Here is a 21906-nt window from a genome sequence, read left to right as displayed (position 1 = left end):
CCAATTGCTGCCGCCAGTGCGACCCGGGGTCGCTCGATTGCTGATCTAGAACGATCAAGTCACCGAGGTCGGTGAGCAGAAACTCCACCCAGCCGGCCAGACTGAACCAGCGGCTGCAGTGCGCGAGATCATATCCTGGGTCGCGGCTCGGATGCGTCCTTCGAAAGAGTTGTTGCCATCGGTTCGTGGGCGTCGATCCTCCTGCTCGCAAAGGAGTGTGCAATTTGCAAGAAGCTCATCAGCAGCATGGACCCATATTGGGTCAGTATCGATTCCGGATGAAACTGCACGCCATAGGTTGGCTGATAGCGATGGGCGAGGGCCATGATCTCGGTTTCGTCGGAACGCGCAGTTACCTCGAGATGTTGCCCGGATGCTTCATCCAGCTCGACAACGAGCGAATGGTAGCGACCGACGCAAAGTGGGGACGGGAGTTCGTTGAACAGCCCTCGGCCGTCATGCGTTACGTAGGAGGACCGACCATGCATAGGACGACGAGCGCGCACCACGCGTCCGCCGAAGACGCTGCCTATACACTGGTGTCCAAGGCAAATGCCGAGAATTGGGACTCGACCTGAAAGTTCGCGCACCACGGCGGTCGATATCCCAGCCTCCATTGGCGTGCAGGGACCGGGCGAAATGACCACTGCGCACGGCCTGAGGGCGACAATGTCGGTAAGGCTGAGCGCATCGTTCCGGATTACCTCCGTTGCTTCACCAAGCTTACGGAAATAGCGGGCAATGTTGAAGACGAACGAATCGTAATTGTCGATGATGACAATCAAATTGCACCGGGTGTTGTGGTCTGAAAGGCCTCAAAGATACGCTGTGCCTTGGCGAGCGTCTCCTCGTATTCGGCCTCTGGATCGGACATCGCCGTTATCCCGCCACCTGCATGAAACACAGCCAGATCATTATCGATCGTCACAGTGCGGATCGCGATGTTTGTATCCATGTGCCCATTGAAGCCGACGAAGCCGATCGCTCCGCAATAGACCTCTCGCGCTACTTGCTCGATGTCCGCGATGATCTTCATCGCCTGTACCTTTGGAGCCCCGGTCACCGAGCCGCCCGGAAAACAGGCACGAAGCAGACTAACCGCGTCCTCGCCTGCCGCAAGTTCGCCCCTCACGATCGAGACGAGATGATGCACTGAAGCGTAGGACTCGAGGTCGCACAGCGCTGGAACCTCGACCGAATCCGCAGTGCAAACGCGCGACAGATCGTTGCGCAGGAGGTCGACGATCATAATGTTCTCGGCACGGTCTTTTTCGGATGCAAGGAGGATTTCAGCTCGGCGCTGATCTTCTTTCAAGTCGGCGGAACGCGCGATCGTGCCCTTGATGGGGCGCGTTTCGACCTGTCGTCCCTCAAATTTCAGGAATCGTTCCGGGGAGCTCGACGCAATGGTCAGCTCGCCATAGCGCAGGAGGGCTGCAAAGGGCGCCGGGTTCAATGACCGCAGCTGGCAGTAAAAGGTGAGCGGGTCGAACAGGGGCGACACCCTGGCATTGAAGCGCTGCGCAATGTTCGCCTGGAATACGTCCCCGGCTAGAACCAGCTCGACGACGCGCTTGACCGCCGCAACGTAGCCTTCACGGCTGAAGTTCGAATGCCATGCGTCCGCCGTGCCAGGGAATATAATTCGCGGAGACTTTGGCCTGGCAAGCAGTGCCGCAAACTCGTCGGCGCGACGACGTGCGCGCTGGGCTCGTCGAGCGGGTTCTTGCTCCGGCCATCCGGTGGAGACGATCCAGCACCTGTTGTGGTGGTGGTCGAAGCTGACGACCACGTCGTAGAAATGCAGAATCGATTGGGGCAATCGCTGACCGGGATTTTCCGGCGCCGGCACTCGCTCCAATGTCCTGTTCAGATCGTAGGCAAAAAAGCCGGCCGCACCTCCCTGGAAGGGCGGCAGATCGGGGCGATGCTCTTCTCGGTATCTGGCAAGAAGGGTGCGAAGCACTCCCCACGGATCGCCCTTAAGGGTCTCTCCATTCCAACTTGCCCGTCCGTCGGTGACCAAATAGGTGCTGAACGGTTCGCAGGCCAGATATGAATAGCGCCCAAGTGACTCATGCCGCACCGCGCTATCAAGAAAGGCAAGGTGTGATCGCTGCGCAAGACATCGCAGCGCCTTGATAGGCTCGATCCACTGCAATTCGCGGACGTCCATAATGCTACCGATCACCGCCGGCCGGCAAACTTTGAGGCTCGAACCGATCGCGATGGCGTCCCGAGAAAGGCCAGGTTTCGTGCGAGGCGTACGAACCCTCGAGGCTGATCATCAAATTAGTCCGTGCCAACCGGTCGGCTGCGCCGAGCAATTTGGCTTAGCCCTGCTGTTCCAGCGAAATGCACGTCTGTTGATAGTTCGTAATCAGCGGCAAAACGCAGCTCCCGGAGTGGTCGTACGCACCGGATCGCCTCCAGATATAGATTGTGCGCTTTGTACGCTGCGAGATCCCGCTCGCTGTCGAATTCACCATAGACAACGACATCGATATCGTTGCCGAGTTGATCGTTCTTGCGGTTACGTGCAATTTCGAGTCGGCGTGCATGTGGAATTGTAGTTAGAACCGATAGACCTTCGATGATTTGGTCGATATCGGCCTTATCCTTGGCCGTGAAGAACACGATGTGACGGATCATGGTGACCGAAAAGATGACGCTGCAACTCGGCCGCATCCTTAGCTCGGGATCAAGCTCAACGCAATGCTGGCGCCGCCGCCTTGCGTCAGAAGCGTTTGACCCTCGTCCAGCAGCTGGAGCCTGCGACAGAAGCTCGCAAGAAACTTCTTCTTGATCAGGCATGGGAATTGCCAGGCGCCAAATGGTCTGAATGTGGCGCGCGAGCAGGTGACAGGCTGGATCGACGTTGCGCGCTCGTCCTTTCGACAGCACAAAAGAGTGCACTCAACGCATCAAAGGTGGTTCGTGGCCGCCTGTGGTACGCATCGTACTGTTCTGAGGCCCTTAGGACACACCTTTCGAGCGTGCGCGCAGATCGGTCCGGTTCGTACAGCGATGGCACGCCGACGGCGAGCGCAATCTGTCAAACAACTATTGGGTTTTGACGGAATGGTCCACACCGCGAGGTTCGATGATCAACGTTAGGTTCACATTCGAGGTATGTCGAGAAAGGTTTGACTGCGAAGGGATCATTCCGGAACAGTTGGGTGGCCGTCGTTGAGGTAAAACGATTGGAGAGCGGCTCGCTCCAGGTGGAGCGTAGTCTGCCGATTTCCTCGCCAAGACCAGGGGACGGCGCTTCTGGCGAATTTCAATGACACTCAATGTCGTCGAGGATGACGTCCATGCTCGACGTTCTGGTCGAGGAGATAAGAGGTGAAGGAGAGGCTGCAGCAGATCGTGGTGACTGGCACGGATACCGGAATTGGAAAGACGGTTTTCTGCGCGGGGCTCACCAATCTCCTCGGCGCGAGCTACTGGAAACCGATTCAGGCGGGCCTCGAAGGAGAGACCGACACCGAGGTTGTTGCACGGCTCGGCTGTCTGACGTCCGATCGCATCGTGCCGGAGCTTTACCGCCTGCGAACCCCCACTTCGCCCCATTACTCCGCCGAAATCGACGAAGTTCGCATCGATACGGATTCGCTCGATGTGCCTGACATCGGGGAGCGGCCGCTTGTGATCGAGGGTACCGGCGGGCTGATGGTGCCGCTGAGTGGCTGCGCATTTTACATCGACATCTTCGAGCGATGGCGGCTTCCAATCGTGCTTTGCGCGAGCACTGCGCTGGGAACGATTAACCACTCGCTGCTCTCAATAGAGGCTCTCCGAAAGCGTAACGTCGACATTCTCGGAATAGCTTTCGTTGGTGAAAAGAACCCGGAAGCTGTGAGGGCAGTTTGCGAGATGGGCCGGGTGCGTTGGTTAGGGCGCTTGCCTTGGATTGCTCCTCTATCGTCAGACACGCTGCAGGCCGCGTTCAACGCGTCATTCTGTCGAGATGATTTCAAGCCATGGCGCTAAAGAAGAGGTCGCCGATCTGGCATCCGTTCACGCAACACGCGCTTCAAGACGAGATGATCAAGATCGTGCGCGGTGATGGAGCTTACCTTTACACCTCAGATGGGCGCCGCATCGTAGATGCAATCTCCTCGTGGTGGGTCGTAACCCATGGCCATTGCCATCCGCATATCGTCAACGCAATTCAGGAGCAAGCTGGTAAGCTCAACCAGATCATCTTTGCCGGGTACTCCCATGATCCGGCCGAGGAGGTTGCGGCGCTGCTGTTGAAACTCGCGCCGCGTGGTCTCGACCATGTCTTCTTCTCCGACGGTGGTTCAGGCAGTGTGGAAGTCGCCCTGAAGATGGCGCTCGGCTATTGGCACAATATTGGCAAGCAGCGCATACGCATTGTCGTGATGCAACATTCCTACCACGGCGACACGGTTGGGGCGATGTCGGTTGGTGCCCGCGGCGTATTCAACGTGGCCTACGGGCCTCTGCTGTTCGACGTGACCTCGGTTCCGTTCCCGGCAAGTGGTCGTGAACAGGCGACTCTCGATGCGCTGGAGGCCGTATGTCGAAACGAAATTCCAGCAGCCTTTATCGTCGAGCCTCTCGTGTTGGGGGCGGGCGGGATGCTGATGTACCCCGCCTGGGTGCTCAGGGAGATGAAACGGATCTGCGAAGCATCTGAGGTTCTGTTCATCGCCGATGAGGTTATGACCGGTTGGGGCCGCACCGGATCTTTATTCGCCTGCGAGCAGGCCAACATCACGCCAGATATCGTTTGCTATTCGAAGGGAATCACCGGAGGTGCGCTTCCACTCGCGGTGACACTTTGCCGCAGCGATATTTTTGACGCGCACTATTCGAAAGATCGTACGCGTACCTTCTTTCATTCGAGTTCATATGCCGCGAATCCGGTGGCTTGCGCTGCAGCAAAGGCCAACCTGGATCTTTGGCAGGATAGCGCATCTCGTGATCGCCTGGCATCGGTCGCCACGATGCAGGAGCAAGCGATTGAGCCATTCCGCACTGATCCGCGCTTTGCAAACGTCCGCCGGACCGGGACCATCACAGCACTCGATCTGAAGGCGAGGGATGCGGGCTATCTCGCGACCATCGGTCCGAAGCTACAGGCCTTCTTCAAGGCGCGAAATCTGCTGCTGCGCCCGCTTGGTAACACCATCTACGTGATGCCGCCGTACTGCATTACGGCATCAGACCTCGACGACATCTACACCGGCATTCGCGAAGCAGCCGATGCGTTGATTTGATGGCGCCCTGCGCGTCGCGACATGGGCTCTCGCAATTCCAGCGATCGTGGGATGATGACATTTTCGAATCCTCATCTCGGCTCTCGTTGTGATAAGTGCTCTGCGCCCGACCGCACGCGTCTGGACGGCGACGATCTCCAGGTGCGCCATTGCGGTCGTGAGACGATTATGCTCGGCGGCGGATCCGCAGCGCCTTTGCTGCGCTATTCTTTGATGGCGCGGGATTTTGCCAAGTCAATCTCGCTGCGAGCGACATAGTTATTTTGTTCCGGACGAGCAAAACGACTTTGGCGGCATCTCTGTTTCTCATCGAGATACGCCCGGTACGCGAGAGCGATGCCATTCTCGAGCGAGGTGGTGGCACGCCAGCCGAGCTTGGCTAGACGGCTGACATCGAGCAGCTTGCGCGGCGTGCCGTCGGGGCGCGACGTGTCGAAGCTGATCTCGCCGCGGTAGCCGACGGTAGCAGCAACCACGAGGGCGAACTCGGCGATGGTGATGTCCTCGCCGGTGCCGATATTGACCAGTTCCGGCGACGAATAGGTCTTCATCAGATGGATGCAGGCATCCGCGAGATCGTCGACATAGAGGAATTCACGGCGCGGCGTGCCGGTGCCCCACACCACGACGCTGCCAGCGCCCGAAACCTTGGCCTCGTGGAAACGGCGGATCAGCGCGGCGACGACGTGGCTGTATTCCGGATGATAATTGTCACCGGCGCCGTAGAGGTTGGTCGGCATCACGCTGATGAAATCGGCGCCATACTGGCTGCGATACGCCTCCACCATCTTGATGCCGGCGATCTTGGCGATGGCATAGGGCTCGTTGGTTGGCTCCAGCGGGCCGGTCAGCATCGAATCCTCGCGCAGCGGCTGCGGCGCCAGGCGCGGATAGATGCAGGACGAGCCGAAGAACATCAGCTTCTCGCATCCATTGGCATGCGCCGCCTGGATCACGTTGGTCGAGATCGCCAGATTGTCGTAGAGGAATTCGGCCCGCAGCGTGTTGTTGGCGACGATGCCGCCGACCTTGGCCGCGGCGAGGAACACCGCCTGCGGCCGCTTCGCGGCAAACCAGGCGTTGACTGCAGCCTGGTCGCGCAAATCGACCTCGCTGCGCGACACGGTCAGGAGATCGGCCTGTTCGCGCGCCAGCCGGCGCATCAGCGCCGAGCCGACCATGCCGCGATGGCCGGCGACGAAGACCGTCTTGCCCTTCAGTTCAAACGCCGTGCTTGCCATTGGCCGCATCCTGCCTGGCCTCGACGAGATCGCTGGCGACCATTTCCTTCACCAGTTGTGCGAACGACGTCTTCGGCGCCCAGCCGAGCTTGGCGCGAGCCTTGCTGGCGTCGCCGATCAGGAGATCGACCTCGGTCGGGCGGAAATAGGTCGGGTCGATCTGCACCAGGGTCTTGCCGGACGCCTTGTCGACGCCGACCTCCTCGACACCCTTGCCGCGCCATTCGATGCTGCGGCCGACCTCGGCAAACGCCAGCTCGACGAACTCGCGGACCGAGCGCGTCTCGCCGGTCGCGAGCACGAAGTCGCCGGGCTGGTCCACCTGCAGGATCCTGTGCATGCCCTCGACATAGTCGCGGGCATGGCCCCAGTCGCGCTTGGCATCGAGATTGCCGAGATAGAGCTTGTTCTCGAGGCCGAGCTCGATGCGGGCGACGGCGCGGGTGATCTTGCGCGTCACAAAGGTCTCGCCGCGGATCGGGCTCTCATGATTGAACAGGATGCCGTTGCTGGCGAACATGCCGTAGGCCTCACGGTAGTTCACCGTGATCCAGTAACCGTAAAGCTTGGCGACGCCATAGGGCGAGCGCGGATAGAACGGCGTGGTCTCCTTCTGCGGCACGTCCTGCACGAGGCCGTAAAGCTCCGAGGTCGAGGCCTGGTAGAACCGCGTCTCCTTCTCCATGCCGAGGATGCGGATCGCCTCCAGCAGGCGCAGCACGCCGATGGCGTCGGCGTTGGCGGTGTATTCCGGGCTCTCGAAGCTGACCGCAACGTGGCTCTGGGCCGCGAGATTGTAGATCTCGGTCGGCCGGATCTGCTGCACCAGGCGGATCAGATTGGTCGAATCCGTCATGTCGCCGTAGTGCATCAGGAACGGCACGTTGCCGGCATGCGGATCCTCGTAGAGATGGTCGACGCGCGCGGTGTTGAACGAGGACGACCGGCGCTTGATCCCGTGCACGGTGTAGCCGAGGCCGAGCAGATATTCGGCGAGGTACGCGCCGTCCTGCCCGGTGATGCCGGTGATCAGCGCAACGCGCCGCTTTGAGTCCTGAGCCGTCATTGCCTCTCCAGTTGCGCGGATAGGCGCCCTTAGCAACGTCATTTGCGAATTAATTTTCGAAAAGATCTAGATAGGCGGGCCTGCTATCACGTGCCACGGAGGGGAGCGATATTTCACTCGAACCATACACATCATATCGGCATGCACATCATATACATTGATTTATTTGGCATTTGTTGAGGCGTCAGGAGCGAGGATATCGCGGTTGTGGCGCCAGAGGCCAACATGCAACAAACCTATCTCGGTGCGCATGCGTTCTTGGCCATTTCGAACGATGTGATCATGTCCGAGAAGCGCCCAAATCCGCAGCAAAATCTTCTCCGAATTAATCGGGCGGCGCGGCGGAATTGTTTCGCAGTTGCAGGCGGTGTCGGCATTGGCGCGCAGTGCCCTCCCGAGAATCGGGTTTAGGAGCGGGGGCGCTTCACTCCAGCTGAATAAAATCAAGTCTGCAAAACCACTAAAAAACAGCTTGAATCTCACGCAGCGTTAGGTTGTAGGCTTGAAACTATGCTCAAAGCAACACGCTGGCGTCAACAATTCGTGGGCGGGTTCACAGTCGAACTTCACGCCTCACTTGAGATTCGTACCTCGAACGCAGCAAGGCGAAGGCGTCGTAGCGAAGCAAGAGTCGAGTTGCTCTCGAGCGGTTGCCTGCGCCAGATGGTCCGAAGCAGATCCGGATTTAACACGCCGAGAAGATCTCGCCAGCGAAAGCAAGCGAATGTGGAAGCGGTGTAGTTGGCGCGACGGGTTATGACCGAAGCACGCGCGGCAATGAGCGTCTAGATCATGTGTGTCAGAAACGTTTCTGTCTCTCGGGCTGCGCGGCGAGGGCCGCGGACTTTCGAATGCGAGACGGTTACGGAGGTGCCGGTGACTTCTTATGACTTTCTCCTAGCCTCGTGGGGTACGTTGGGAAATCTCAGTCCGCTGCTTACAGCAGGCCGTCGATTGCGCCAGCGGGGCCATCATGTTCGGGTGATGGCCGATCTGACCATGCGAACTGAAGTCGAAGCCGCCGATTTCGAATTCGTGACATGGCTCCGCGCTCCCATGGGTGAGGCGGCAGACCCAACAGATGTCTCGGACATACGAGATCGGATGCGCAGGGTCGTCTTTGAACCCTGCTCCGCTTACGCGGCCGATATTCGGGACGAGATCGGCCGCGCGCCGACTGACGCTGTGCTCGGCCTCGATCTGCTGTTTGGCGCGGCGCTCGGAGCGCGAGCATGTGGCGTGCCTTTCGCATTTCTCTCACCTCACGTCAGTATCCGGGTCCTGCCGGGGGTGCCGCCGGCTACTTCAGGATTGGGGCGGCCGAAAACGCCGGAGGAGCGCAACGAACTCAACGCAGCCTCTGCAGCTCTCTCTACGGCGATGAATGCATCTCTTTCTATCCTCAATCGAGCCCGGGTCGAATTGGGTCTTCATGTTCTTGTAGACGCTATGGATCTGTTCGACGAGGCCGATCGAGTTCTGCTGGCGGTCAGTCGGGCTTTCGATTTCGAGGCAGATTTTCTTCCGGATAACTTCCGTTATATCGGGCCGTTGCTCGATATGCCGAATTGGTCAAAATCGTGGAGGCCGTCCTGGCCGGCGCGGCAGGATCGTCCCCACGCGCTGATCGCTTGCAGCACGGGAGCGCAGGGCCAGCGTGACGTGTTTCAACGCGTTATCAATGCCGTTGGAACTATTGATGTGGAGGCCGTTTTCACAATGGGTCCGAGTCTGGATGTGTCCGAACTTCACGCTCCGAAGAACGTGCATTTGGTGTGCGGTGCTCCCCACGACTGCGTCATGAGGGACGTGTCTCTCGTCATATCCCAAGGCGGCCATGGAACTGTTAACCGTTCACTGATCAACGCGTTGCCGCAACTCATTCTGCCAATGGGACGAGACCAATCGGCTAACGCGGCGCGAGTCGAGGCGAAGGGAGTAGGGCTTCGGTTACCACCGACGGCCTCCGAGCCAGAGATAGCGGCAGCGATCAAGCGGCTGATCACGGAACCGGAATTCAAAGTCGCAGCCCGTAAGCTCGGCGAAGCCATCAAGGCCGATATCGATCGATCGCGCCTCGTCAACGAGATGGAGTTCCTAGCCACTGTCGGGCGTCGGCGACGCGGCGACTCATGAAAACCACGTTAGGTATTGATTCCACGATCAGCGAGGCAGACCGCGATCGATGCATTGTCTCTCGCGGATGAACATCTCCAAACTGCGCTGGCGCTAGCTTCTAAGCCCATCAAGAGAAACCTAACCTTGCTCATTCATCGCGATTCGTTCTCTTGCACCTTGTTGCTGGCTCTCATGGCTTCATTGTCGACGTTTGGCATTGACATGATCGCTCTAAGTCTCCCGGCGACAGGAGCTTATCTCGGGGCGACAGAAGGCGACGTCATTCTGGCGATGAGCGCCTATGTCATGAGTTTTGGAATGACGCTTCTCGTTTGCGGACCGATATCGGATTGCCTGGGCCGCAAGCCGATCGTTCAGTTCGGTTGCGTACTCATGGTAACTGCAGGCATAGGGTGCGCCTTCTCCAATTCCCTGTCGCAGCTCATGTTCTTTCGCACGCTCCAGGGAATTGGTGCTTCTGCTGCCGGAATTGCTGCAATCGCAATTGTCAGGGACCTCTTCGACGGTGAAACCGCAAGGGCAGAGATGACCGACGTCGTTTTGGCGATCTACGTTGTTCCGATGATTGCACCAATCGCCGACATTGCCTTCCTTGCACACGGTTGGCGGGCCATATACGTCGTGCCTATCGTCGGAGGATTGCTGCTGCTCGCGGCAATGGCCTGCTTCAGCGAAAGCGCAAGGGTTCATCCGAACGTTAGGCTTAGTCCTGCGACAGTTGTCCAGAATTATCGTCGCGTGCTGCGCCATCCTGTCTGCGTAGGCAACATCCTTTGCGACGCTGCGGCGGCAGGAGCCGTATTCGCCTGCGTCACCGGATCATCGCTGTTCTTCTCCAATATTTTCGGTCCCAACGCGTATGGTGCGATCGTTGGAGCGAGTTCGATGTCGATTGTGACCGGCGCTTGGCTCAACAGGAGTCTCTGCGGTCAGGGGGCGTCGCCCGCGCAACTGCTTGCGGCGGGCCTCGCACTCTCGACGAGCATGGCAATAGCTTTGCTTTTCATGGCGCTTGTGGGAGACAAATCGGCTGTTGTCGTTGTGTTGATAATGGTTGGTGTAGGGTCGTCGTTCGGCTTGATCGCGCCTCACGTTATCTACGAAGCGCTGCGGCCCATGCCAGAAATCGCAGGATCTATCAGCGCGGCAAGAGCATTCGTACAGATGGCAGGCGCCGCATTGTCCAGCGCTTTGGTCGTCGCGCTCTTTGACGGGCATTCGCTACTTTCGATGGCGGTGGTGATGCTTGCTTTTTCGTTATTGGCGGTCGCCGCCTACGTTGGCGTCGTTCTTCCTGCCAATGCGTCGCCGTGGTCGGGCCGAATGCAAGCTCGGTTCAGGAGGAAAGACCGTGACCTCCCATGAGTTCAAGCCCGCTTTGTTGAACCGCGATGGTGTACGTTTGGGGCATGTTGAGGTCGGACCTGCAGCCGCGCAAGACCCGCCGCTGCTCCTGATCAATGGTTGGACAGGTGACCACGGCATCTTCTCGCCACAGCTCGTCCATTTCGCTCAAAAACGGCGGACCGTAGCGGTCAACCTTCGGGGACATGGCTCCAGCGATGCACCCGATCAGGAGTATACTGTCGCAGGATTTGCGGACGATATCGCTTGGCAATGCGCTCAACTGGAGCTGCTCAAGCCGGTCGTGATCGGCCACAGTATGGGAGGTCGGATCGCGCTCGAACTGTGCGGCCGCTATCCGGACCTGGCCGCGGGGTTGGTCATGATTGATACAATTGTCATGCCGTCTCCGATCTTGCGCAAATCTCGGCAGGTTAAAGCGCTCCTGGACGGCGTGGGCGGATCCGACTATCTGGCGGTCTTAAAGGCGAACGCGTGGGAGCTGGGCTGCGATTTCGATGATGCCGCTCGACGAAAGGCGATCTATGAGACCTATGTGCTTCCGCCGTGCTCAAAAATAGCACAGCATGTGGCCTATTCGGTGATACGGAACGCCATTTTGGACTATGACCCGATGCCGGCCGCAAAAGCCTGCCGGGTTCCCATGGCCTATATTGCCGCTGATGTTCCGCTGGTGAATATGGCGCGCGGCCTCGATCGGCTGAAGGAGATCTGTCCACAGCTGGTCACAGCGAAGACGATGCTCGCTGGACATTTCAACACGATCGAGGTTGCAGATCAGGTCAATGCCATGCTCGATCGCTTCTTGGATGTCGGTCTCCGCAGACGCAGAGGTTGAGTTAGAGGCCTTAAGGTCAATCTGGAAAAGCTGGTGCGGCGAGGAAGCCGCGACCGTGTGCCTTCAATCTCACCTAGCTGGGTGAGATCGGATTTGACAGCATTTGCGTGTGTCTGCACGAGAAGTATAGCGCCGGTGCGGTTCCGCAGGGAGCGCGAAGGGGTCCCTATGGCCTGGCCCTGTGCGCGGTACCGCTGGCGTCAGTAGGAGGCGGTGACAAACGCTCGTATAGTTCTTCAAACTTTTCGATATCGGAGCATTACCTCCGTACAATTGAGCCATCGTTCTCAATTGACCTAATCTCGTCCCTATCGAACTAGCACGGCTTGCATCGGTCCTTAGTGCCGCCTTCCTTAAGGGCCGGATCCCGCCAAAAACGTTATTCGCGATACGCATGATAGCGGTCACGCCATTCAGCCGCAGAACATATCCGGAGAGAAGATGAGAAGCGGAGTGTTCTTGAGAGATCTGGCGGGATGACCATGAATGGCACTTGATGGGCAAGATGAGGGGGCTGCGATTATGAAGTTCTATTGCAGGACAAGCGGTTCGCCGCCCTCCATTGAGTCCCGCCCATCTCAAGGGCCAGCCGACTTGCAAGACGTGTCCACGCAGCCCGTCCAATGCGACCCTGACTGCCACCTTCCTTGTCGCGCGAAGGGTCTGGTTATGCCCGAACTGGCTGTCATGCGCGATTATCGAGACTTACCTGAACGTTCGGCTCATCTGAGATCCGCTTTCGTCTGCTGCCGTGTTTCCGCTTAGCCAGCGGTGCGCGCCAAGCAGCGGTGAGGCTGATTGAGCTTAGATGGTTAAAACGTACTATCTAGCTCGGACTTTGCATGACGCTGATGGCTGGACGGAGAACATCCAGCCCTGGTCCATCCGCGCCAGCCCTCCACGGCGAATCCGCTATCAATTAATTGTTCCGTGGTTCCGAAGTTAACGTCGTGGTGTGAAGTTGGGGCGCATTGGTCGGTATGTGCGGAGTTATTGGCATCCTAGGTCGTGGTCCGGTCATCGGACATTTGGTCGATTCACTCCAGCGACTAGAATATCGCGGATATGATTCAGCGGGCGTTGCGACGCTCGAGGGCGGTCATCTCGAGCGCAGGCGCGTCGAGGGCAAGCTGAAAAATCTTGCGGAGAAGTTGCACTGCGATCCGCTGTCGGGTCACGCTGGTATTGGCCACACGCGCTGGGCCACCCATGGCAAGCCCACCGAGCGCAACGCACATCCACATATGGCGGACAACGTTGCAGTCGTTCATAATGGAATCATCGAGAATTTCCGTGTGCTACGCGCCGAACTCGAACAGAATGGCGCGGACTTCGCCTCCGAGACCGATACCGAGGTGGTGGCACATCTCGTCGAATCCTATTTGAAGAATGGCTACTCGCCGCAGGACGCGGTGAAGGCGTCGTTGCCGCGGCTGCGCGGTTCCTTCGCGCTGGCGTTTCTGTTCAAAGGCCACGAGGACCTCATGATCGGCGCGCGCAAGGGATCGCCGCTTGCGATTGGGTATGGTGATGGCGAAATGTATCTAGGATCGGATGCTATTGCGCTTGCGCCCTTCACCGACAGCATCATCTACCTTGAAGACGGCGACTGGGCCGTGCTTACCCGCGCGAACGGCGTCATCTATGACTCGAGCGGCAGCGTCGTCCACCGCGAAACGTCAAGCCATGGCACGTTGTCGCTCCTGGTCAACAAGGCGAATTATCGTCACTTCATGGCGAAGGAAATACACGAACAGCCGGAAGTAGTCCGGCAGACCCTGGCGCACTATGTCGATATGGCCGGCGAGCGCATAGAACTGCCTTTCAAATTGCCGTTCGACTTTAACGCCGTACAGCGCATTTGGATCACGGCTTGTGGTACGGCGAGCTATGCCGGCCAGGTTGCCAAATACTGGTTCGAGCGACTGGCGCGCGTGCCGGTCGAGATCGATGTGGCCTCCGAGTTCCGCTATCGCGAGGCGCCTTTGCGCAAGGGGGATCTCGCGATCTTCATCTCGCAGTCTGGGGAGACCGCCGACACGCTGGCCGCGTTGCGCTACGCCAAGGCGCAGGGTTTGCACACGATCTCTGTGGTCAACGTGCCGACGTCAACGATCGCACGCGAGAGCGAAGTCGTGCTGCCGACCTTGGCGGGGCCGGAGATCGGCGTTGCGTCGACCAAAGCCTTTACCTGCCAACTGATGGTGATCGCGGCGCTTGTGGTCGCAGCAGGCAGAGAGCGAGGCGAATTGTCCGAAATCGATGAAATCAAGCTTGTCCACGAGCTGATCGAAGTGCCGCCGCTGATTGCGGCAACACTGGCCATCGAGCCGCAGATCGAGAAGCTTGCGCATGATATCGCCAGATCGCGCGATGTGGTCTATCTCGGCCGCGGTACGTCGTCTCCCCTAGCGATGGAGGGCGCGCTCAAGCTGAAGGAAATCTCCTATATTCATGCAGAGGGCTATGCCGCCGGCGAGCTCAAGCATGGTCCGATTGCGCTGATCGACGAGACCGTGCCGGTGGTGGTGATCGCGCCTTACGATCGGCTCTTCGAAAAAACCGTCTCGAACATGCAAGAAGTCGCGGCTCGAGGTGGTAACGTCATCCTGATAACTGATGCGAAGGGAGCCTCGGAAGCTGCAATGGACTCCATTGTAACCATTGTGCTGCCGGACATGGCCGCAACCTTTACGCCCATGGTCTATGTTATTCCGCTGCAGCTTTTGGCCTACCACACTGCCATCCTGATGGGCGCGGACGTTGATCAGCCACGCAATCTCGCGAAATCGGTAACAGTCGAATAAGCCGATAGTCGCCGGAAGTGCTCCTTGCGGCTTGTGCATGTTCAATTGTTCGTTCGGGCGCGCATGCCGGCAAAGCGGCGCTCAGATCAGATGTAGAGTAGGGCGGACGGCTCGTTGGTTCAGATGCCGGGGCCGCCGCGGTGCTTCTCCAGTGCGGTATCAAGGCACTTGATCAACATATGTGCGGCGAAGGGCTTCGCCAGGAACCCGATGGCTCCGGCACCCTCCGCAGCAGCACGAACGCGGTCATTGGGAAATGCCGTGATGAGAATGAAAGGCGCGTCGTAGTCCCGAGCCCGCATTTCTGCGACTAGATCCAAGCCGCTCATCACCGACATCTGCACATCCGTAATTACACAGGACGTTTCGTCCAGCTGAGGCGACTCCAGGAACTCCTTGGCCGACGCAAATGTATGGACGATGTAGCCGCGCGACTTGAGCAGGTTCTCTATCGCAGCACGGACTGAGGCGTCATCGTCGACAACGGAAATCAAAGGCGTTGACAAGACCAGCCCTCCTGACGCTGGAAAGCGCTTGCCGACGGCATCAGCACCCTGGACGATAAAGTGGGCATGAGGGGCGAGCTTGTAAAATCATACTTAGGTTTGTTCGCCGCGGTTGGCATGAAGTCCGAGCTTCTCAGCCATTCTGATCAAATCGGCGAGCGACCGCGCACGCATCTTTTTCATCACGTGTCCCCGATAGATCTTCACGGTAATCTCGGCGAGCCCGAGCTCAGCGGCTATTTGCTTGTTCATTAGGCCAGTAGCTACCAGTTTCAATACCGCTTGCTCGCGTGGGCTTAAGGTATCGAACAGAGAACGCAGGTTCGCGACCGTCTGCTCAGCCTCCCGTCTCTTGCGATCCCGTTCGGTCGCCGCCACCACCGCATCAAGAAGTTCCTGCTCGCGAAACGGCTTGGTGAGAAAATCGACCGCTCCCCCCTTCATGGCCCTGACGCTCATGGGAATGTCGCCATGACCGGTGATGAAAATAATCGGAATATGAATGTTCGACTTTGCCAGCTCAGCCTGGAACTCAAGCCCGCTCTGTCCCGGTAGACGGATGTCAAGAACCAGACAGCTGACAACATCCGGTACGTTGCTCTGCAGCATTTCGTGCGCTGATCCGAAAGTCACCACGTCCAGACCCACCGATTGAAAAAGGTTTGCGAGCGACCGACGCATCGAGGCGTCATCCTCTACAACGAACACGATCGCACTTGTCGGCCCCGCAGCCTTCCTGCTCTCTTGCGGCGAGTCAAAGCGCCCAATCACGATACAACCTCCTCATGCAATGGCAGAACAAATTGAAAGGTCGCGCCCGGCTCCTGCTTGCGGACGATTGACAGGCGCCCTCCATGAGCTTCGACAATGGAACGGCAGATCGAGAGACCCATTCCAAGGCCGCTCGATTTGGTGGTGAAGAATGGATCCAAGATGCGGTCGGTGTCATCCTCGGCGATCCCGACGCCGCAATCAGTCACCGAGAGCTGCACTCGCCCCATATCATCCTGGGATGACTGAATCACGAGTTCGCGCGTTCGGTCGTCAACCGCTTGCATGGCTTCGATCCCGTTCATCACCAGATTGATGATCACCTGCTGCAGTTGAACCCGGTCGGCCAGAATCGCGGGAAGCGCCGGCGCCAACTCGGTCCGCAAGGTGACTTGGTGATTGACCAACTCGCGCGTCACCAGTGCGATGGCGTCCTTAACGACGTCGTTGATATCGATCGTGACCATCTCGATCTCACCTTTTTTCGCAAGTGCGCGGATGCGGCGGATCACTTCGCTTGCTCGGATCGCATCTTCGATGATCCATTCCACCGAGCTGCGCGCAGCAGGTAGGTCAGGCGTCTCGCGACCCATCCAACCGAGGCACGCGTCGGCGTTGCTGATGATGGCTGCGAGCGGTTGATTTACTTCGTGGGCGATGGAGGCTGTCAGCTCCCCAAGCGTCGTCACGCGCGTCACATGCGCTAGCTCCGCCTGGGCCTTCCGCAGCTCTTGTTCGGCCTGATCTGCCCGAATCATCGCGGTGATGTCGGTGCTGACGCCCCTGTAGCCATGAAAGTTACCACTTACGTCAAAAAAGGGCTTGCCGCTGGTCCGGACGTAGGTCGGAGAGCCGAGCCGGTTGACGGTGCGATAGATCAGATCTCGAAATGGGAGATGTGCGTCTAGCGTCGCCTGATGTTGTCGCCACTTCTCGGGTTCTTCTTCGACGTCGCGCGCAATTTCCCGGCGGGGCAGGCCGATGACCCCTTTAGCTACGACGCCCGCGGCGCTGGCGTGCTCCAAAAATTGGGTAAGCAGGTGGTCTGGTCCGGTTTCCCATAGCCAGTCGGACGCCGTTTCGGCGTAGTCGCGAAAGCGTTGCTCGCTTTCGCGCAGCGCAGCAAGAGTGTTTTCTAGCCGTTCCCTGGCTGCGTGTTGCTCGGTGACGTCCATATGCGTTCCGATGAGCTCGACGGTCGAACCATCGCTTCCCAACACGGCGTGCGCGACTGCGTGTATGTGCCTTATCGCTCCATCGGGAAGGAGGATTCGGAAGTCATATTCGAAGTTCCCTGTCTTCTGTTCGATAGCCTGACGCTGCACTTCCTGTTGCAGCGCCAAGTCGTCTGGATGGATACGCGACCGGATGGCCTCAAGCGATACAGGCTCTTCGGGATCGAAGCCAAACAGACGGCTGACTTCGGCGGAGCGATACGCAAAACAGCGACGGTGGCAGTCCCAGGACCAGGTGCCCGTGTGACTGAGCCGCTGCGCATCGGCCAGATAGGCTTCACTCCGGCGCAGCTGCTGTTCCACCTGCTTTGTTGCCGTGATGTCCGTCGCCGCCCCGACAAACTCTATATCGCCAGAGGCGGTTCTCGTGGCCCGTGCCAGCGCGTGAATGTGCTTTACCGACCCGTCGGGCATCAGCAGTCGGTATTCGTGCTCGAAATCCTGACCTCGAAACGCTCGATCCTCGACTCGATACGCTCGATCCATAGTCTCTTGGACCGAGGCCCTGTCTTCTGGGTGGACGCGATCCAGGACGAGTTGCGATGCTGGTTTCATCTCCGGATCGTACTGGAAAATCCGAAAAAACTCCTTGGACCAAAAAATCTCGCCGGTGGCGACGTTCCAGCCGAAGCTGCCGGTGTGGCTCAATTCCTGCGCCTGGGCCAGATGGGCTTCGCTCCGCCGCAGAGCAAGTACCGTCCGCTTCCGCTCAGTGATATCTTCGCAAGCGATGAGGACGATGGGTTTGTCGTCGGCCCACAGCATGGCTTTGGCGTTTTCGCGTACCCACAGAACCGAGCCGTCCTTCCTGACCTTCTCGATATCCCAGGTGTGCGATTGGCCGATATTTGTAAGGCACGCTTCGATGCATTTGCGGACGACCTCGCGATCTTCGTCCCGAAAGATCTTCAGCACGGATAGGCCGACTATTTCCTCGGGCGCATAGCCGAGTTGTGTCGCACCGAAGGTGTTGACGTTGAGGACTGTTCCGACGTCATCGACCATGAAGTACATGACCGGATTATGCTCAAAGATCGCGCGCCAGCGTTTCTCGCGGTCGCGCAAATCGGCCTCGCTGTGCCGTAGCTTGGCTGCGATCTCACGCGCAGTCTCCCTTTCGTGGCGGACGTTTCGGATCAGGTGCGTTGCGACAATTGATGCGGTAAGGAAAGCGACAAGCACCAGAAGGTCTTGGGGGTCATCGATCCGGAGACTGAATGTTGGTGGCGTAAACAAGTAGGCCAAAGCCGCGACGGAGACGATGGAAAGCGCGGAGGATGCGATGAAGCTGCCCATTAGCGAAAACAGCAATATCACCACCAGATAGGCAAACGCTGTCGCTGCGAAGTGGCTGTGAACGTATGCGGAAGTTAGCGTCACCGCCGCCAGCGCAATGCTGCCGAAAATAAGCTGCGTTACTGAATGTCTGAACTTGGTGAGCTGGTTATAATACATGCTTGTAGCCATCCGCCCTTCTCTGGCGGAAGAGATTAACATGTTGGGCAAAAATGCGGCAGTTCCTTTCGCCCCGAACAGCACTTGTGGGCGGTGCCGAGAACGGTCGGCGGTCACTGAACTCAGCATGAGCCGAAGGAAGGCGCATTACAAACGTTCGTATAGTTCTTTTAAACCTTTCAATATCAAATGCTCACAATGGTGCCTGAGCGCGCGTCTCAAGCTTTTGGCCCGCATCTCCACCCCGCCCCGATCGATTGCTGCAACGGATCGTCATGCACTGGCCTGCTGTAAACGCGGTTACACGGCGCCAACGGTATTGCGCAGATTGATGCTTCTGTCACAGAGCCGACAGGACTTGATTAGCTGGTTGCCGACTGAGCTTTGATTGCTTCCGAGCGTGGCGACGTTCCGACCACAATCCGAGACAACCATCCGAGGTCGCGCACAAGGAAGCGAACGGTCATCGCGATGACAACGATTGACACCCCGAGCATGCCGGCAACGGAGATTCTGGTCGAGAGATCCCATAGTTCTCCGAACTGAACCAGATCCATGAGACGAAAAACGGTGCCCTGGAGCAGGTAAAGAAGCAGCGTGCTCTGGCCCAGTTCCACCGCGACAAAACGAGCCATTCGAGTTGAGGAACTGAATTTCCAGAGCTGAACGATTATTTCAAACGCGATCCAAGAGGCCGCTGCGGAGCCAACGAACATCAGCAACACTTGCTCAGCCGAGGCAGTGTCGTGAATCAGCGCGAGATTGTTGTAGACGTAGGTGTCTTTGCCCCAAGCAAGAAAGCACGCGCAAGCAATTGCAGCGAGGAAGAACATCAGAAGAGATCTGTTGCGCGGAAGGAAGTGCGTCCGATATTCGGTCGACTGGGAGAGCAAGAATCCCAGGCAGAAGAACGGGTAAGTGTACCTTATCGAGGGCGCTATCGAAAAGGTGACAGGCAAGACCGCGACCGCAAATGCAGATATGCATACGATCCACATCGATAGGCGACGGAAAATCGTTAGAAGAACCTTTACGACAAGGAAAGAAGCAAATGTCGCCCATATAAACCAGTATGAGCCGACTAAATCGTTCAAGAAGGCTCCGCCAACTATACTGCTCGAGGGCGAAAAGACCGCCACTTTGGCCGCCTCCAAAAGGGCGAACCAAAACAGCGTCGGCAGCAACAATTGTATTGCGCGCTCATTGACGCTACGGGCGAATGATTTTCGCAGGAGGGCTCTCGAAGACAGATATCCGCTTATCGCCATAAAGAGAGGCATATGAAACATGTAGATCGACTTGAAATAGGGCGAATCCCAATAGCCATTGTCTCGGTAGATGACGTATTGCAGCAGATGTCCAATGATCACCAAGATAATGAGTATGCCTTTGGCAAAATCAAAGCTTAGATCTCGCTTGTCTGCTCCGGCCGAGTGTGAGCCGTGGCCGGTCGATAGAGTTGCGTGATAAAGCATAAAACCTCTGGCTTCGTTGTGCCGCAGCACTGTTGCGGACTATCCGTTTCTGAAAGATAGTTGTGCGGTCTCTAGGCAGACGACTTCGCATCAAGATGTTTACTTAGACGGGGTAGAGGTGTCCACGGCATGCGGTCGCGGGGATTCGCGCCACGATCGGGCCGACCTGATATCGAGAGAAAATGGCGAAATTTCACGATGAAAAGAGCGTCAATGCCCCGATCCGGAAGATCGCGAAAGGGTGCAGGGACCTGCGGGTCGCCGTCGCCTTCTGGGGAGCCGACGGAGCCAAAACGCTGTCGCTGAAAGGCGCCAGGAACGGTCGCATCATCTGCAATCTCGAATCTGGCGCCTGCAACCCCAAGGAAATCCGGAAGCTTCGCCGGGCGTCCAAAAAATTCAAGATGAAGAGCCACCCGCGACTGCACGCGAAGATCTATTGGTCGCCACAAGCGGCGGTGATCGGTTCGTCGAACGTTTCCGCCAACGGTCTGGTCGTCGGGGCCGCCGAGGCGAAGGGATGGCGCGAGGCGAACCTTTGGGTCGATCAGGCGGATCTGCTTCGCGACGTCGGAAAGCGGTTCAACGATCTTTGGAAGGAAGCGAAGCCGATCACCGACCAGGGCCTCAAGGATGCCGAGATAAAGTGGAAGGAGCGGGCGAAGGAAACGAAGATCCTTTCGATCGAGAACAAGACGCTGCTGAAGGCGTTCGTCGAGGATCCTGCGGCCTTCCGCGACCAGAAGATATTCCTCGCGATGTATGGCGAGGATGTCAGCGAAGAAGCGGCTGCGGCCGAAAGAAAATGGAAGTCGCTCAAGTCGACGGAGCGTTTCGTCGATGGGCTGGTCGTGAGGTCGAGCGGAATGGCCGCCTACGAGAACTGGCGCAAGATGCCTGCGGGGGCCTGGCTCATCGACTGCTCGTACATGGATCAGAAGAGGCCGAGGTACGAAGGCATCTTCCGCGTGTGGGAGCGTGGCGTCGTGAAGCTGTCCGAAAGCAACGTGCAGTTCGCCTACCGGACACGTTCCGTGCTCGTCGGCTCCAGATCTTTCAGGCTGTCGAATGACGAGAAGCGAGCCATCGAGAAGCACGGAAAGCGTCTCTTTAGGGCGACACGCCGGCGGCCTGGTCTGTTGCTCGAGCTGGAAGCAGTCGCAAGGATCTGCGGACTCTCCCGCAATGCGGCTTCTCGGCGCCGCTGATCGGCGGAGCCAGGCTGCCGCCGCGGACTAGCGATGGCCTTCCTTTGCAGAAATTCCCATGACCTCGACGGTGCCGGTCTTCCAGCCAGGTTGGTCCTCAAGCACGACGGAAACCGTGACTCCCAACCGCGTCAGCAGTCGATATAGCCTTTCGATGCTGTAGGTTTCGGTGCGGCCATTGCACAGCTCCGAGACCTTGGGCTGAGGAAGGTCCATCAGTTTGCCGGCCTCGGCCTGGGTCAATCTTCGCTTTTCGATGACATCGGAGATCTTGGAGACGAGTTTGGACTTGAGCAAACGCTCTTCCGGATTCGGCAGGCCGAGGTCGGCGAAGACATTGTTCGAGCCGATCTCTCCGGCCGGCGTTCGGCGATCGCGGCTTCGGGTCACGTGTTTTGCCCTCGATGCGGTCCCACGTTTCCGGCCAGCAAAATTCGAGATCCCCGCCTTTTCATCGGAATACCAGGTTCGCTGCGGCGCCCGTCGGGACGGCCGATCGTCGAACAGTCCGCAGAATATTCCAGTTCTGGGATATTTCCAAGCCTGCT

Annotated in this window: 18 protein-coding genes; 7 read left to right on the top strand and 11 right to left on the bottom strand. The window is 58.1% G+C overall.

From position 1 onward, the window contains the following. Positions 1–128 precede the first annotated feature (128 nt). From QMZ05_RS01915 to QMZ05_RS01905, 3 genes are all read right to left on the bottom strand, one after another. Complete coding sequence (locus QMZ05_RS01915) at positions 129–785, bottom strand: aminodeoxychorismate/anthranilate synthase component II (RefSeq protein WP_353699224.1); 657 nt, start codon at positions 783–785, stop codon at positions 129–131. Further along, a complete protein-coding gene (gene pabB / locus QMZ05_RS01910) occupies positions 782–2176 on the bottom strand; it encodes an aminodeoxychorismate synthase component I (RefSeq protein WP_353699223.1) in 1395 nt (464 codons plus the stop codon). The genes QMZ05_RS01915 and pabB overlap by 4 nt, the downstream gene beginning before the upstream one ends. Before the next feature lie 116 nt (positions 2177–2292). Then, the gene (locus tag QMZ05_RS01905) at positions 2293–2652 is read right to left on the bottom strand and encodes a Dabb family protein (RefSeq protein WP_353699319.1); all 360 of its coding nucleotides are present in this window, start codon (positions 2650–2652) and stop codon (positions 2293–2295) included. Positions 2653–3348: 696 nt separating this feature from the next. Here QMZ05_RS01905 and bioD point away from each other — a divergent pair. After that, on the top strand, positions 3349–3996 hold the full coding sequence (gene bioD, locus QMZ05_RS01900) for a dethiobiotin synthase (RefSeq protein ID WP_353699222.1): 648 nt from the start codon (positions 3349–3351) through the stop codon (positions 3994–3996). Next, the gene (locus QMZ05_RS01895; RefSeq protein WP_353699221.1) at positions 3987–5252 is read left to right on the top strand and encodes an adenosylmethionine--8-amino-7-oxononanoate transaminase; all 1266 of its coding nucleotides are present in this window, start codon (positions 3987–3989) and stop codon (positions 5250–5252) included. Before bioD ends, QMZ05_RS01895 begins: the two co-directional genes overlap by 10 nt. A gap of 203 nt (positions 5253–5455) precedes the next feature. On the opposite strand, the gene QMZ05_RS01890 is transcribed toward QMZ05_RS01895, so the two are convergent. The 3 genes from QMZ05_RS01890 to QMZ05_RS01880 all read right to left on the bottom strand — a co-directional run bounded on the left by QMZ05_RS01890 (position 5456) and on the right by QMZ05_RS01880 (position 8042). Then, the gene (locus QMZ05_RS01890) at positions 5456–6493 is read right to left on the bottom strand and encodes a GDP-L-fucose synthase (RefSeq protein WP_353699220.1); all 1038 of its coding nucleotides are present in this window, start codon (positions 6491–6493) and stop codon (positions 5456–5458) included. Continuing rightward, on the bottom strand, positions 6474–7559 hold the full coding sequence (gene gmd, locus QMZ05_RS01885) for a GDP-mannose 4,6-dehydratase (RefSeq protein ID WP_353699219.1): 1086 nt from the start codon (positions 7557–7559) through the stop codon (positions 6474–6476). Before gmd ends, QMZ05_RS01890 begins: the two co-directional genes overlap by 20 nt. 162 nt (positions 7560–7721) lie before the next feature. After that, on the bottom strand, positions 7722–8042 hold the full coding sequence (locus tag QMZ05_RS01880) for a hypothetical protein (protein ID WP_353699218.1): 321 nt from the start codon (positions 8040–8042) through the stop codon (positions 7722–7724). A gap of 501 nt (positions 8043–8543) precedes the next feature. Here QMZ05_RS01880 and QMZ05_RS01875 point away from each other — a divergent pair. From QMZ05_RS01875 to glmS, 4 genes are all read left to right on the top strand, one after another. Next, positions 8544–9695, top strand: coding sequence for a glycosyltransferase (locus QMZ05_RS01875; RefSeq protein WP_353699217.1), 1152 nt, complete (start codon positions 8544–8546; stop codon positions 9693–9695). A gap of 126 nt (positions 9696–9821) precedes the next feature. Beyond that, on the top strand, positions 9822–11063 hold the full coding sequence (locus QMZ05_RS01870) for an MFS transporter (protein ID WP_353699216.1): 1242 nt from the start codon (positions 9822–9824) through the stop codon (positions 11061–11063). Beyond that, complete coding sequence (locus QMZ05_RS01865; RefSeq protein WP_353699215.1) at positions 11050–11901, top strand: alpha/beta hydrolase; 852 nt, start codon at positions 11050–11052, stop codon at positions 11899–11901. Before QMZ05_RS01870 ends, QMZ05_RS01865 begins: the two co-directional genes overlap by 14 nt. Positions 11902–12881: 980 nt before the next feature. Next, positions 12882–14708, top strand: coding sequence for a glutamine--fructose-6-phosphate transaminase (isomerizing) (gene glmS, locus QMZ05_RS01860; protein WP_353699214.1), 1827 nt, complete (start codon positions 12882–12884; stop codon positions 14706–14708). A 119-nt stretch (positions 14709–14827) separates the two neighbouring features. Here glmS and QMZ05_RS01855 read toward each other — a convergent pair whose 3' ends face one another. The 4 genes from QMZ05_RS01855 to nolL all read right to left on the bottom strand — a co-directional run bounded on the left by QMZ05_RS01855 (position 14828) and on the right by nolL (position 20150). Further along, positions 14828–15214, bottom strand: coding sequence for a response regulator (locus tag QMZ05_RS01855; protein ID WP_353699213.1), 387 nt, complete (start codon positions 15212–15214; stop codon positions 14828–14830). A gap of 93 nt (positions 15215–15307) precedes the next feature. Then, positions 15308–15982, bottom strand: a complete 675-nt coding sequence (locus QMZ05_RS01850; RefSeq protein ID WP_353699318.1) for a response regulator transcription factor — start codon at positions 15980–15982, stop codon at positions 15308–15310. Further along, a complete protein-coding gene (locus QMZ05_RS01845) occupies positions 15982–18675 on the bottom strand; it encodes a PAS domain S-box protein (RefSeq protein ID WP_353699212.1) in 2694 nt (897 codons plus the stop codon). The genes QMZ05_RS01850 and QMZ05_RS01845 overlap by 1 nt, the downstream gene beginning before the upstream one ends. 362 nt (positions 18676–19037) lie before the next feature. Next, complete coding sequence (gene nolL, locus QMZ05_RS01840; RefSeq protein WP_353699317.1) at positions 19038–20150, bottom strand: nodulation factor fucose acetyltransferase NolL; 1113 nt, start codon at positions 20148–20150, stop codon at positions 19038–19040. A gap of 182 nt (positions 20151–20332) precedes the next feature. Between nolL and QMZ05_RS01835 the strand changes: the two genes are divergently transcribed. Continuing rightward, the gene (locus QMZ05_RS01835; RefSeq protein ID WP_353699211.1) at positions 20333–21358 is read left to right on the top strand and encodes a phospholipase D family protein; all 1026 of its coding nucleotides are present in this window, start codon (positions 20333–20335) and stop codon (positions 21356–21358) included. 27 nt (positions 21359–21385) lie between these two features. Here QMZ05_RS01835 and QMZ05_RS01830 read toward each other — a convergent pair whose 3' ends face one another. Next, positions 21386–21748 carry a helix-turn-helix transcriptional regulator gene (locus QMZ05_RS01830; protein ID WP_353699210.1) on the bottom strand — a complete coding sequence of 121 codons (363 nt, stop codon included), beginning with the start codon at positions 21746–21748 and terminating at the stop codon, positions 21386–21388. Positions 21749–21906: the final 158 nt, after the last annotated feature.

The organism is Bradyrhizobium sp. INPA03-11B (genome assembly GCF_040446015.1).
GTDB classification, from domain to species: Bacteria; Pseudomonadota; Alphaproteobacteria; order Rhizobiales; family Xanthobacteraceae; genus Bradyrhizobium; species Bradyrhizobium macuxiense_A.
This window is presented reverse-complemented; position numbering and strand designations above follow the sequence as displayed.

Coding starts and splice junctions, on each gene's coding strand:
- QMZ05_RS01835 (WP_353699211.1), top strand. CDS start 20,333: ATGGCGAAATTTCACGATGAAAAGAGCGTCAATGCCCCGATCCGGAAG.
- pabB (WP_353699223.1), bottom strand. CDS start 2,176: ATGGACGTCCGCGAATTGCAGTGGATCGAGCCTATCAAGGCGCTGCGA.
- nolL (WP_353699317.1), bottom strand. CDS start 20,150: ATGCTTTATCACGCAACTCTATCGACCGGCCACGGCTCACACTCGGCC.
- QMZ05_RS01875 (WP_353699217.1), top strand. CDS start 8,544: ATGGCCGATCTGACCATGCGAACTGAAGTCGAAGCCGCCGATTTCGAA.
- QMZ05_RS01890 (WP_353699220.1), bottom strand. CDS start 6,493: ATGGCAAGCACGGCGTTTGAACTGAAGGGCAAGACGGTCTTCGTCGCC.
- QMZ05_RS01895 (WP_353699221.1), top strand. CDS start 3,987: ATGGCGCTAAAGAAGAGGTCGCCGATCTGGCATCCGTTCACGCAACAC.
- gmd (WP_353699219.1), bottom strand. CDS start 7,559: ATGACGGCTCAGGACTCAAAGCGGCGCGTTGCGCTGATCACCGGCATC.
- QMZ05_RS01845 (WP_353699212.1), bottom strand. CDS start 18,675: ATGTATTATAACCAGCTCACCAAGTTCAGACATTCAGTAACGCAGCTT.
- QMZ05_RS01905 (WP_353699319.1), bottom strand. CDS start 2,652: ATGATCCGTCACATCGTGTTCTTCACGGCCAAGGATAAGGCCGATATC.
- glmS (WP_353699214.1), top strand. CDS start 12,882: ATGTGCGGAGTTATTGGCATCCTAGGTCGTGGTCCGGTCATCGGACAT.